A 12159-nucleotide genomic window follows, 5' to 3' on the forward strand; every position below is an offset into this window, starting at 1 on the left:
GGGTCAGGGTTGTGCGGCCAGCTTGGCGTTGGTTGGCACGGTAAAGCCGGTGGCGAAGGTCGGCGCCACATTGAGGCGTTGGTTCATCAGGCCGTGGGCCTGGTAGAAGTCGGCGGTTTCCTGTTGTTCGGCCACGGTGCGTGGGTCAATCACCTGCCAGCGCAACTGGCGTCGCTCGAATTGCAGGCGCGCGGCGTCCTCGGGGAAGCCGATGATCGCGGCCAGGTTCTTGGCGTAGGTGTCCAGGTGCTGGTTGGCCCACACCTGGGCGCCGGCCAGACGGTTGAGGTAGTCCTGTAGCGCAGCGCGTCGGGCAGGTTCGTCCAGGGCCTTGTCGGTGGCGGCGAGGAAGCTGTTGCCGCTGGACAGGCCGCGGCCGTTCACCAGTACCCGGCCCTGCCCGCTCAGTTCGGCCAGCGCGGTGTAGGGCTCCCAGGTCGACCAGGCGTCCACCGAACCGTTGGCCAGGGCGATCTTGGCGTCCACCGGGCCAAGAAAGCGAAACTCCACGTCCTTTTCGCTCAAGCCGACCTGATCCAGCGCCTTGAGCGCCAGGTGATGCCCGATCGAACCGCGACCGGTGGCGATGCGCTTGCCCTTGAGGTCGGCGGCGCTGTGCAGTTGAGCGTCCGGGCGCACCAGCAGCGCGGTGCCATAGGGGTCGGATTTGTCCACCGCGATGGCCTTGACCGGCGCCCCCGAGGCCAGCACGAACAACAGCGGCGCATCGCCGATGATGCCGGCGTCGATGGCGCCGGCATTGAGCGCCTCGGCCAGCGGTGCGGCGGCGGGAAATTCAGCCCAGTGAATGTCATAGGGCAAATCGCGCAGGGCGTCGGCGGCCTCCAGTTGGGCGCGCATGTTGCCTTTCTGGTCGCCGATACGCAGGGTCAGGCGCTCGCTGGCGGCAGCCTGGCTGGCCAGCAGCACGGCGGCGGCAAGGGTCAGCAACTTCGAACGGATGGACATGGCGCTCCTCGGTGTCGTGGCGGGCGGCGTCTTGCGGCCCGGAAGCTGCGACTGTAGCGAGAAGTTCTTAATTACAAAAATTGATTTTAGGAATAACCTAATATGCATTTGTTGAAATTGTACGATAGGAGGCGTGGGAGCGGGCTTTCCCCGGCGAACCAGGCGCAGACCCAATCTCGGGACAAGCCCGCTCCCACGTAGTTGATCCTGCTGGCGTGACAGCACGAGTAAAGTCTGTAGCATCAAGCGCAAGCAAGATTATGCTGATAACGTATTTCTTCCGTTCTGTCCTGTGAGTACCGAACATGAAAATCGATGACATGGACGCCTTCGTGGCGGTCATTCGTTGCCAGTCGACCAACCTCGCCGCCGAGGCCCTGCAACTCACCCAACCGGCCATCACCCGCCGAGTGCAGAACTTCGAGGAAGACCTCGGCGCCACCCTGCTCGATCGCAACACCAAGCCGCTCAAGCCAACGCCCATGGGCCTACGGGTGTACGAGCAGTGCAAGGCGATCCTGCGCGAGATCGACTCGCTGCGCGAGTTGGTGGCCAACGACGGCGCCCCCTCCGGCACCCTGCGCCTGGGCGTGCCGCAAACCCTGGGCGATGTGGTGCTGCTCGACGCCCTGGCGCAGATCCGCGAGGCCTACCCGCAACTGCGCACCCAGGTCAGCAGCGGCTGGGGCAGCAGCCTGATCGCGCGCATGGAGAACGGCGAGCTGGACGCCGCCGCCGCGCTGTTCCCGCCGGGCAAGATCTTCCCCGAGGGCATCGCCAGCCAGTCCATCGCGCGCATGCCGCTCAAGGTGGTGGCCGCCAAGGGCAGCGCCGGCAAACGCAGCTACAAGTTGCGCGACTGCTACACCCGTGGCTGGGTGCTCAACCCCGATGGCTGCGGTTTCCGCGCAGGCTTGCAGCGAGCGCTGAGCGAACAGGGACTGAGCCTGTCGATCAACCTGGAGACCTTCGGCACCGAGCTGCAACTGGGGCTGGTGGCCAACGGACAAGGCCTGGGGTTGGTGCCCGAGCCCTTGCTGATGGCCAGCCGGCACCGCGATGCGCTGGAGGTGCTGAATGTGAGCGACTTCAAGCCGCAAGTGGATCTGTGGCTGTTCCATCCGCGCTATCTGGGGAACTTGCAGGAGCCGGTGGAGCTGTTTGGTGAGGTGGCGGGAAATCGGTTGTTAGGGTGAAAGCGTGACGCCTTGCCCCGCGATAGCGGTATCAACGCTGAGATCGCCATCGCGGGAGAAGCCCGCCACGCCCCTTATAAATGCAAATTACGCATAATCAGTAAAAATATAAATTCCATAATCTGATAATTAGCATAGAACAAAAAAGACTTTTACAGAGCCCATTCATACGAATACGGTCTTAGCCACACACCGTCATTCAGGGATGAACCCCCATGAGTCACCCTTCCGACAGCGTCCTGGCCGAGCTCACCACCGCCCTTGCGGCCAACGCCGAGCGCTACGACCGCAGCGCGCAGTTCCCCAAAGACAACTTCGACCTGCTCCAGCGCCACGGCCTGCTGGCCCTTACCGTGCCCCGTGCCCTGGGTGGCGGCGGCGCGGACCTGGCCAGCGCGCGCCGGGTGATCGGGGCGGTCGGCAAGGGCGACCCGGCCACCGCGCTGATCTTGGTGATGCAGTACCTGCAACACTTTCGCCTGCAGGACGATACCCGCTGGCCCGCCCACCTGCGCCAGCGCGTGGCTGACGAAGCCGTGCGCCACGGTGCCCTGATCAATGCCCTGCGTGTCGAGCCCGAGCTAGGCACCCCGGCCCGTGGCGGGCTGCCGGCCACCGTGGCAAGGCGCACCGCCGAAGGCTGGCGCCTGAGCGGGCGCAAGATCTACTCCACCGGCAGCCACGGCCTGAGCTGGTTCCTGGTATGGGGCCGCAGCGATGACAGCGACCCGCTGGTCGGTGGTTTTCTGGTCCACCGCGACACCCCCGGCATCCGCATCATCGACGACTGGGACCACCTGGGCATGCGCGCCACCTGCAGCCACGAGGTGCGTTTCGACGACGTGCTGATCCCTCTCGACCACGCCGTCAGCGTCAGTCCCGCCAGCGCACCGCGCGCCGAACTTGATGGCGACGGGTTGCTGTGGATGGCCGTGCTGCTGCCGGCGGTGTACGACGGCGTGGCCCGCGCCGCGCGGGATTGGCTGGCGCGCTTTCTCACCGAGCGCACACCGTCCAACCTCGGCGCGCCGCTGGCCAGCCTACCGCGCTTCCAGGACGTGTTGGGGCGCATCGACACCCTGCTGTTCGCCAACCAGAGCCTGCTCGATTCGGCCGCTGCCGGGCACATCGCCGCCAGCCATGCCGGGCAGATCAAGCACCTGGTCAGCGCCAACGCTATCCAGGCCGTGGAGCTGGCCGTCGAGGCCGCCGGCAATCCAGGGCTGTCGCGGCGCAACCCACTGGAGCGGCATTACCGCAACGTGCTGTGCAGCCGCATTCACACGCCCCAGGACGATGTGGTGTTCGGCCAGGTCGGCCGCAACGCGCTGACGGAGGTCGCAGCATGAGCCGTTCGATCATCGCCAGCCAGCTGGACACCCAGGCCAACCAAGTCTTGCGCGAGCGACTGGTGGACCATGAGGTAGTCGACATCCCCTTCGGCCAGTTGCACGTCGATGTGCCCGCCGATGTGTTCATCCTGCGCCCGGTGAACATCCGCGGACAGCGGGTCGACACCCCGCCGCCGGGCTGGCCGTGGAACCTGAAGTGGGTGCAGCTGGTGTCCTCAGGCATCGACTTCTACCCCGACTGGGTGTTCCAGGGCCCGCCGGTCACCAGCGGCAAGGGCGCCAACGCCGAGCACGTGGCCGAGTTCGCCCTGGCCTTGGTGTTCGCCGCCGCCAAGCAACTGCCGGGGCTGTGGGTCAAGGACGCCGACTGGCGCCTGACCCCGCTGGCCCCGGTGCGTGGCCGCACCCTGGGGATTCTCGGCTTTGGCAGCATCGGCCAGAGCCTGGCGCGCAAGGCGCAGGCCCTCGGCCTGCGGGTGCTGGCCCTGAGCCGCCCCGGCCAACCCATCGCCGAGATTCCCGGCGTGGAGCGTGCGGCCGATCTGCGTGAGCTTTTCGCCGGCAGCGACCACCTGGTGCTGGCCGCCCCGCTGACCCCCGCCACTCGCGGGCTGATCGACCGCCAGGTGCTGGCCCATGCCCGCCCCGGGTTGCACCTGATCAACATCGCCCGGGGCGGCCTGCTCGATCAGGAGGCGCTGCTCGACGCGCTGGACAGCGGCCTGATCGGCCGCGCCAGCCTCGATGTCACCGAGCCCGAGCCGCTGCCGGCGGGCCATGCGCTGTACCACCACCCACGGGTGTTCCTGTCACCGCACACCTCGGCCATTTCCGAGGACGGCTACCCGGCCTTCCTCGACGCCTTCACCGCCAACTTCCACCGCTACCGCGAGCAGGCGCCCTTGGCCAACCTGGTCGATACCGCGCGCGGCTACTGATCACCGGAGAACACACCATGAGTTCACTGTCTGCCGTCACCAGCAATACCGCCCAGAGCGTTCGCCAACGGGTCAGCGCCGAGGAATGGGAGGTACGGATCAAGCTGGCAGCGGCCTATCGCCTGGCCGCGCTGTTTCGCTGGACCGACCATATCTACACGCACTTCTCGGCCCGCGTACCGGGGCCGGAGGAGCATTTCCTGATCAACGCCTTCGGCTTGCTGTTCGATGAAATCACTGCCTCCAACCTGGTCAAGGTGGATGTCGACGGCACGATCATCGACGACCCGCTGGGGCTGGGCATCAACCAGGCCGGCTACGTGATCCACAGCGCCATCCACCGCGCCCGCCCCGACCTCAAGGCGGTACTGCACACCCACACCCGCGACGGCGCGGCGGTGTCGGCCCAGCGCGATGGCCTGCTGCCGATCTCCCAGCACGCCCTGGCCTACTACAGCCGCGTGGTGTACCACGACTACGAAGGCGTGGCGCTGGACCTGGACGAGCAAGAGCGGCTGGTGGCCAACCTGGGCGCGAGCAACATCCTGATTCTGCGCAATCACGGGCTGCTCACGGGCGGTGTCAGCGTGGAGCACGCCTTCCGCGAGCTGCACGGGCTGGAGCGGGCCTGCAACATCCAGGTGGCGGCCCAGGCCGGGGGCAATGATCAGTTGCTGCATGCGGCGCCGGCGGCGATCGCCAAGGTACATGAGCAGTCCAAGCGGTTTTCCGACGGCCAGGGTGAGGGGATCCAGCGGCATTGGGATGCGCTGATTCGCCAGCTGGATCGGGAGGGGCGGGACTATCAGGACTGACTGAAGGCATCTGCTGCCAGTACCGGCCTCTTCGCGGGCAAGCCCGCTCCCACAGGGATTGCACAGTTTCCCAGTACAGCACCGTACCTGTGGGAGCGGGCTTGCCCGCGAAAGGGCCGGCACAGGCAAACTCCATCTTGATCAAGGATTACCCCATGCCCCCACTGCACCGCCTGTTCGCCATCAGTTCCCTGGCCCTGGCCTTGTCCGCCTGCTCCCCCGCCGACAACAGCAGCGCCAGCAAGACCCTCAACATCGCCTTCTGGGGCGACAACACCACCTTGGTCAGCGTCGACCCGTTCCAGGTCTACTGGCTGGAACACCGCGTGTTGCTGCGCAACGTCGCCGAATCGCTCACCGACCAGGACCCGGACACCGGCCGCATCATCCCGTGGCTGGCCAAACGTTGGGAGATCGGCAGCGATGCGTTGAGCTACACCTTCCACCTGCGCCAGGACGTCACGTTCAGCAACGGCGAGCGCTTCGACGCACACGCCGTGAAGACCGCCTTCGACAGCAACAAGGCCTTCGCCACGCAACTCCCCGCCACCTTCGGCGCCACCTACCTGGCCGGTTACGATCACGCCGAAGTGATTGACGACTTCACCGTGCGCCTGGTGCTGTCCAAGCCCAACGCAGGCTTCCTGCAAGCCACCTCGACCACCAACCTGGCGATCCTCGCCCCGGCCTCGTACAAGCTGACCGCCCAGGAACGCTCGCTGGGCAAGATCATCGGCACCGGCCCATTCGTACTCGAACACTACACCCCGGAAGTCGGCGCCAAGCTGGTCAAGCGCGCGGACTACGCCTGGGCCTCGGCCAACGTGCGCAACCAGGGCGCTGCCCACCTGGACACCGTCGAGGTCAGCTACATTCCCGAAGAAAGCGTGCGCAACGGCCTGTTCCTGCAAGGCAAGGCCGACATCCTGTGGCCGCGCAACCCGTTCTCGGAGGTCGACCTCAAGCTGTTCCAGTCCAAGGGCGCGACCATCCAGAGCCGCTCGCTGCCGGGGCCTGCGCTGAACCTCTACCCCAATACCCGCAACAACCGACTGCTGGGCGACCGCCAGGTGCGCCTGGCCCTGCAGAAAGCCATCGACCGCACCAGCTACGCGCACACCGTGTACAACGCCGAGTTCCCGGTGGTGAGCGGGGTGTACGACGTGACCACGCCGTACTTCAAGGCCCAGGCCGACAAGCTGGCCTACGACCCCAAAGGCGCCGAGCAACTGCTCGAAGCCGCCGGCTGGCACAAGGGCGAAGATGGCTACCGGCAGAAGAACGGCCAGCGCCTGACCCTGCGCTACAACCTCACCCCCGCCGAAAGCGCAGGCGATGTGCTGGTGCAGGACCAATTGCGCAAAGTCGGCATCGATCTCAAGCTCAATGTGCTGACCCGCGCCGAGTGGGTGGCCGGCAATACCTCGGGCAACTACGACCTGACGTCCACCTACATGACCCGCGCCGACCCGATCATCCTGCAGACCATCCTCGACCCGCGCGCCGCCAACAGCGCAACGCTGGCCACCAACAGCTACGAGCCGCACACCCTGCCCAAGGTCCAGGCGCTGTTCGACAGCGGCATCACCGCCACCGCCGACCCACAGCGCGCCGCCGCCTACGGCCAGTTGCAGGACCTGCTGGTGGACGAGGCAGCAGCCTTCCCGCTGTACGAACGGGTCTGGCAGGCGGCCACCGCGCCACGGGTCAGGGACTTCCGCTGGACCGCCGAAGGCTTCGCCTTCCTCAGTGACATCCAGGTCGGCCAGCCATGAAGCGCTACCTGATCGGCCGCATCGGCCAGGCGCTGCTGGTGCTGTGGGGCGCCTACACCATCAGCTATTTCATCCTCTACCTGCTGCCGGGCGACACCCTGGCAATCATGCTCAGCGCCTCCGGCATGGAAGCCGACGGCCTGTCGCCCGAAGACCTGGCCAAGGCCCGCGCCTACTACGGGTTGGACAAGGGTCTGTTCGAGCAGTATTTCGACCTGCTCTGGCGTGCCGCGCACGGCGACCTGGGCCAGTCACTTTCGCTGGGCCGGCCGGTCACCGCGCTGCTGGCCGAGCGCCTGCCGCAGACCCTGTCGCTGGCGGGCCTGGCGATCGTGCTGTCGTTGCTGGGTGGCGTGGGCCTTGCCTACCTGACCGCCTACCTGCAATGGCGCCCGCTGAAGACCGCGCTGACCCGCCTGCCGTCGCTGGGCTTTTCGGTGCCAGTGTTCTGGATGGGGCTGCTGCTGATCCAGGTGTTCGCCTTTGGCCTGGGCTGGTTCCCGGCCACCGGCAGCCAGGGTTTTGCCAGCCTGGTGCTGCCGGCAGTGACCCTGGCCATTCCCAGCGCTGCGGTGTACGCCCAGGTGCTGCAACGGGGCTTTCAGGGCGTGTGGCAGGAGCCGTACATCGCCACCGCCTTCGCCAAAGGCCTGAGCCGGGCGCAGGTGCAAGCGCGGCACGGTTTGCGCAACGCGGCGCTGCCTCTTCTCACGCTGGTCGGCCTGCAGGTGGGCAACACGGTGTCCGGTGCGGTGCTGGTGGAGACCATCTTCTCGCGCAACGGCGTCGGCCGCCTGGCCCAGGAAGCTGTGCTGCGCCAGGACATTCCGGTGGTGCTGGCCATCGTCGCGGTGTCGGCGGCGGCCTTCGTGGTGGTGAACCTGATCGTCGATCTGCTGTACCCGTACCTCGACCCACGCATCACCCATACCGCCAAGGTGAGCTGATATGACTTCCGATACTCGCCTCTATCATCCAGTCCCCTCAACTGCTCCACAGCAATGGCAGCGCCGCACGCGCTGGCAACGCCTGCACGAGGCCGTGGCCCCGCTGCTGCGCCGCCCCGGTTTCAGCCTGGCCTTGCTGGTAGTGCTGTTCGCTCTGCTGAGCGCGCTGGCTCCACAACTGCTGACCAGCTTCGACCCGTACGCCACCTCCCCCGCCGACAAACTCAGCGCGCCGAGCCTTGTGCACTGGTTCGGCACCGACGAGCTGGGCCGCGACCTGTACACCCGGGTGGTCTACGGCGCGCGCTTGAGCGTGCAGGCTGCGCTGCTCGCGGTGGCCATCGCCCTGGCCGGCGGCCTGGGCCTGGGCGTGCTGGCCGGCTTTGCCGGCGGGCGCGTGGACGCCGCGTTGATGCGCCTGATCGACGTGCTGCTGGCCCTGCCCGGTCTGTTGCTGGCCCTGGCGATCGTCACAGCCATCGGCTTCGGCACGGTACCGGTGGCGATTGCCGTAGGCGTCGGCATCATCCCCGGCTTTGCCCGCACCACCCGCGCCGAGGTGCTGCGCATCAAGACCCTGCCCTATGTCGAGGCCGCGCGTCTGGGCGGCGCCAGCTGGGCGCGCACGCTGCTGCGCCATGTGCTGCCCAATGCCTGGGGGCCGGTGGCGGTGCTCGCCACCCTGGACTTCGGCGCGGCCATCCTCGCCACCGCGGGCCTCAGTTTTCTCGGCTTTGGCGCTGCGCCACCGGCGGCCGAATGGGGCACGCTGATCGCCAACGGCCGCCACTTCCTCATCACAGCCCCGTGGGTGTCCCTGTTGCCGGGATTGTTCGTGGTGGCCGTGGTGTTCAGCCTCAACCACCTGGCGCGCAGCGTCGAGGAGCATGCCCGATGAGCCAGCCTGCGTTGATCGAGGTCCGCGACCTCAGTGTCAGCTACCATTTCGCCGGGCAGCGTACCGAAGCCGTACGCCAACTGTCGTTCAGCCTGAACCAGGGCGAAACCCTGGCCATCGTCGGCGAGTCCGGGTCGGGCAAGTCGACCCTGGCCAATGCCCTGCTCGGCCTGCTGCCGGGCAACGCACGGATCGACCAGGGCCAGTTGCTGGTCGCCGGGGTCGATGTGGCCAAGGCCAGCGAGCCGGCCCGGCGCCAGTTGCGCGGGCGCACCGTCGGCCTGGTACCGCAAGACCCGATGGTCAGCCTCAACCCCACGCTGCGCATTGGCCGGCAGATCGCCGAAGCCCTGCTGCTGGCCCGCGGTCGGCGTTATCCGGGGCTGGACGCCGATGTGCTGGAGCTGCTGACCCAAGTGGGCCTGGACGACCCGGCCCTGCGCGCCCGCCAATACCCCCACGAGCTGTCCGGCGGCATGCGTCAACGGGTGCTGATCGCCATCGCCCTGGCCGGCGATCCGCGCCTGATCATCGCCGACGAGCCCACCAGCGCGCTGGATGTGACGGTGCAGCGGCGCATCCTCGACCACCTGCAACGGCTGGTGGCCGAGCGCGGCATCTCGTTGCTGATCATCACCCACGACCTGGGGATGGCCTGCGACCGCGCCGACCGCCTGCTGGTGATGAAGCACGGCGAGTTGGTGGAGCACGCCTCGCCGCGTCAGGTGCTGTGGGGCACGCCACAGCCCTACACCCGCGACCTGCTCGCCGCTGCGCCCGCCTTCGTGCCGCGCCAGCGGCCGAACACGGCCCTGGGAGAAACGCCGCTGCTGCGTCTGAGCAACGTCGGCAAGCGCTTTGCGCTACCGGGCAAGGACGCCCACTTCACTGCCCTGCACGACCTGAGCCTGGAGGTCAAAGCAGGCCAAACCCTGGCCATCGTCGGTGAATCGGGCTCGGGCAAGAGCACCGCGCTGCGCATCGCCCTGGGGCTAGAGGCGCCCAGCCAGGGCCGTGTGGAGTTTGCAGGCCAGGACGTCACCCACCACAGCTGGCGCCAGTTCAGGCCACTGCGCCGACGCATCCAGCTGGTGCAGCAAAACCCCTTCGCCGCGCTCGATCCGCGCTTCACAGTGTTTGACAGCATCGTCGAGCCGCTGGTGGCGTTTGGTGTGCTCAAGGGCCAGGCCCTGGAGCGCAAGGCGCGTGAACTGATCGCCCGGGTGCAGCTGCCGGTGCACTTCCTCGACCGCCTGCCGCGAGAGTTGTCTGGTGGGCAGCGCCAACGGGTGGCGATCGCCCGGGCCCTGGCGCTGGAGCCGCACGTGTTGCTGCTGGACGAGCCGGTGAGCGCGCTGGATGTGTCGGTGCAGGCGCAGATCCTCGCGCTGCTCGATGAGTTGCAGCGCGAGCTGGGGATCGCCTATGTGCTGGTGTCCCATGATCTGGCGGTGGTGGCCAGCATGGCCGATCAGGTGCTGGTGCTGCGGCGCGGGCAGGTGGTGGAGCAAGGGCCGGCGCTGGAGGTGTTCAGCCGTCCGGCCAGTGCCTATACCCGGGAGTTGATTGCGGCGATCCCGGGGCATTCGCGCAGCGTGTTGCCGGTGGCGGTGTAAAGGCGGATCCCCTGATTTGCTCTGACGGCCCTGTCGCAAGCTCCCACAAGGTTCACACCGGACACTATGGGAGCTGACGAAGCCTGCGACAGGATCAGGCAATAACAAAAAACAATGCATATTGATCATCACATCAAATAATACTTATGCATAATTAGCTTAGAACCACAAAGCCTTTCACAACCCCCTCTCCCCACGCTAACGTCCCCTTTACCAGTCCGACCCCACACCCGGCGGAGGCCTCCATCACCTGATTGCAGAAGGACTCCCCATGAGCAAGCGACAAATCAAACTCGGCGCGATGATCCACGGTGTCGGCCACGGCTGGGGCGAATGGCGCCACCCCGAGGCGCTGGCCGATGCCAGTGTCAACTTCGGCTTCTACAAGCAGCAGGCGCAACTGGCCGAGGCCGCCAAATTCGACTTCGCCTTCATCGCCGACAGCCTGCACATCCACGCCCGCTCCAGCCCCCACTATCTCAACCGCTTCGAGCCGTTGACCATTCTTTCGGCCCTGGCCGCAGTCACCTCGCACATTGGTCTTGTGGCCACGGTCACGGTCAGCTACACCGAACCGTTCCAGGTCGCGCGCCAGTTCGCCTCGCTGGACCTGATCAGCGGTGGGCGTGCCGGCTGGAACGTGGTCACCTCGTGGTTATCAGGCACTGCCGACAACTTCGGTAAGGCCGAGCACCCGCCGCATGCCGTGCGCTACCGCATCGCCCGCGAGCACGTCGAGGTGGTCAAGGGCCTGTGGGATTCGTGGGAGGACGATGCCTTCACCCGCGACAAACACACCGGCGAGTTTTTCGCCCCGGACAAACTGCACACCCTCGGCCACCAGGGCGAGTTCTTCAAGGTCAAAGGCCCGCTGAACATCCAGCGCTCGCCCCAGGGCCAGCCGCTGATCTTCCAGGCCGGAGTGTCCGAGGACGGACGCAACTTCGCCGCGCAGAACGCCGATGCGATCTTCGTCAGCCCCGAGTCGTTCAGCGACGCCCGCGCCTACTATCAGGACCTCAAGCAGCGCGCTGCCAAGCATGGCCGCGACCCTGAGCAGCTGTTCATCCTGCCGGGCATCCGCCCCATCGTCGGGCGTGACGAGGAGGAAGTAGAACGCCGCTACCAGCAGGCCGTGGAGCTGGTGAGCATCGAGGATGCCATCGTCGCCCTGGGCCGCCCGTTCAACGACTACGACTTCAGCCAGCACGCGCTGGACGCGCCCTTCCCCGACCTGGGCACCCTGGGCGACAACAGCCACAAAGGCACCGCCGACCAGCTCAAGCAGCTGGCCCGGGACGAACAACTGACCCTGCGCGAACTGGCCCTGCGCTTCTCGCGCCCGCGCCGCGACTTCGTCGGTACCCCCGAGCAAGTGGCCAACGCCCTGCAGGACTGGTTCGAGCACGGCGCCGCCGACGGTTTCATCATCAACCAGCTGCTGCCCGATGGCCTGCAGTACTTCACCGAGCTGGTGGTGCCGCTGTTGCAGGCGCGCGGGCTGGTCCGCGGCGAGTACGCAGGCGACACCCTGCGCGCCAACTTCGGGCTCGATGTGCCGGCCAACCGCAATACCTTGCGCCGCGAACAAAGCGCAGTGGCTTGAGACTGCCCGGGCTGCTTCACAGCCCCGGCCCGCCCATCCCCCCAGAA

10 protein-coding genes are annotated in these 12159 nt (G+C 66.8%); 9 read left to right on the forward strand and 1 reads right to left on the reverse strand.

The genetic code is table 11. The annotated features are described in order from the left end of the window. Positions 1–3 precede the first annotated feature (3 nt). A complete protein-coding gene (locus QQ992_RS14990; protein ID WP_286110107.1) occupies positions 4–969 on the reverse strand; it encodes an ABC transporter substrate-binding protein in 966 nt (321 codons plus the stop codon). 305 nt (positions 970–1274) lie between these two features. Between QQ992_RS14990 and QQ992_RS14995 the strand changes: the two genes are divergently transcribed. From QQ992_RS14995 to QQ992_RS15035, 9 genes are all read left to right on the forward strand, one after another. Then, complete coding sequence (locus QQ992_RS14995) at positions 1275–2165, forward strand: LysR family transcriptional regulator (protein ID WP_119370253.1); 891 nt, start codon at positions 1275–1277, stop codon at positions 2163–2165. Positions 2166–2380: 215 nt separating this feature from the next. Continuing rightward, positions 2381–3514 (forward strand): acyl-CoA dehydrogenase family protein, encoded by a 1134-nt coding sequence (locus QQ992_RS15000; protein WP_286110108.1) that lies wholly within the window; start codon positions 2381–2383, stop codon positions 3512–3514. Next, a complete protein-coding gene (locus QQ992_RS15005; RefSeq protein ID WP_286110109.1) occupies positions 3511–4455 on the forward strand; it encodes a D-isomer specific 2-hydroxyacid dehydrogenase family protein in 945 nt (314 codons plus the stop codon). Before QQ992_RS15000 ends, QQ992_RS15005 begins: the two co-directional genes overlap by 4 nt. A 17-nt stretch (positions 4456–4472) precedes the next feature. Then, entirely contained in the window at positions 4473–5270 is a 798-nt protein-coding gene (locus QQ992_RS15010; RefSeq protein WP_286110110.1) for a class II aldolase/adducin family protein, read from the forward strand. Between the two features lie 155 nt (positions 5271–5425). Next, positions 5426–7045 carry an ABC transporter substrate-binding protein gene (locus QQ992_RS15015; RefSeq protein ID WP_119370258.1) on the forward strand — a complete coding sequence of 540 codons (1620 nt, stop codon included), beginning with the start codon at positions 5426–5428 and terminating at the stop codon, positions 7043–7045. Beyond that, entirely contained in the window at positions 7042–7992 is a 951-nt protein-coding gene (locus QQ992_RS15020; RefSeq protein WP_286110111.1) for an ABC transporter permease, read from the forward strand. The genes QQ992_RS15015 and QQ992_RS15020 overlap by 4 nt, the downstream gene beginning before the upstream one ends. A gap of 1 nt (position 7993) precedes the next feature. After that, entirely contained in the window at positions 7994–8890 is an 897-nt protein-coding gene (locus tag QQ992_RS15025) for an ABC transporter permease (RefSeq protein WP_198751240.1), read from the forward strand. After that, the gene (locus tag QQ992_RS15030; protein ID WP_286110112.1) at positions 8887–10506 is read left to right on the forward strand and encodes a dipeptide ABC transporter ATP-binding protein; all 1620 of its coding nucleotides are present in this window, start codon (positions 8887–8889) and stop codon (positions 10504–10506) included. Before QQ992_RS15025 ends, QQ992_RS15030 begins: the two co-directional genes overlap by 4 nt. A 271-nt stretch (positions 10507–10777) precedes the next feature. After that, the gene (locus QQ992_RS15035; protein ID WP_105948633.1) at positions 10778–12112 is read left to right on the forward strand and encodes an LLM class flavin-dependent oxidoreductase; all 1335 of its coding nucleotides are present in this window, start codon (positions 10778–10780) and stop codon (positions 12110–12112) included. Positions 12113–12159 lie beyond the last annotated feature (47 nt).

Source organism: Pseudomonas kurunegalensis, from assembly GCF_030291635.1.
Classification (GTDB): domain Bacteria; phylum Pseudomonadota; class Gammaproteobacteria; order Pseudomonadales; family Pseudomonadaceae; genus Aquipseudomonas; species Aquipseudomonas monteilii.

Bases quoted from the DNA above. Each gene is read 5' to 3' on its own strand.
- QQ992_RS14990 (WP_286110107.1), bottom strand. From the start codon at position 969: ATGTCCATCCGTTCGAAGTTGCTGACCCTTGCCGCCGCCGTGCTGCTG.
- QQ992_RS14995 (WP_119370253.1), top strand. From the start codon at position 1,275: ATGAAAATCGATGACATGGACGCCTTCGTGGCGGTCATTCGTTGCCAG.
- QQ992_RS15000 (WP_286110108.1), top strand. From the start codon at position 2,381: ATGAGTCACCCTTCCGACAGCGTCCTGGCCGAGCTCACCACCGCCCTT.
- QQ992_RS15005 (WP_286110109.1), top strand. From the start codon at position 3,511: ATGAGCCGTTCGATCATCGCCAGCCAGCTGGACACCCAGGCCAACCAA.
- QQ992_RS15010 (WP_286110110.1), top strand. From the start codon at position 4,473: ATGAGTTCACTGTCTGCCGTCACCAGCAATACCGCCCAGAGCGTTCGC.
- QQ992_RS15015 (WP_119370258.1), top strand. From the start codon at position 5,426: ATGCCCCCACTGCACCGCCTGTTCGCCATCAGTTCCCTGGCCCTGGCC.
- QQ992_RS15020 (WP_286110111.1), top strand. From the start codon at position 7,042: ATGAAGCGCTACCTGATCGGCCGCATCGGCCAGGCGCTGCTGGTGCTG.
- QQ992_RS15025 (WP_198751240.1), top strand. From the start codon at position 7,994: ATGACTTCCGATACTCGCCTCTATCATCCAGTCCCCTCAACTGCTCCA.
- QQ992_RS15030 (WP_286110112.1), top strand. From the start codon at position 8,887: ATGAGCCAGCCTGCGTTGATCGAGGTCCGCGACCTCAGTGTCAGCTAC.
- QQ992_RS15035 (WP_105948633.1), top strand. From the start codon at position 10,778: ATGAGCAAGCGACAAATCAAACTCGGCGCGATGATCCACGGTGTCGGC.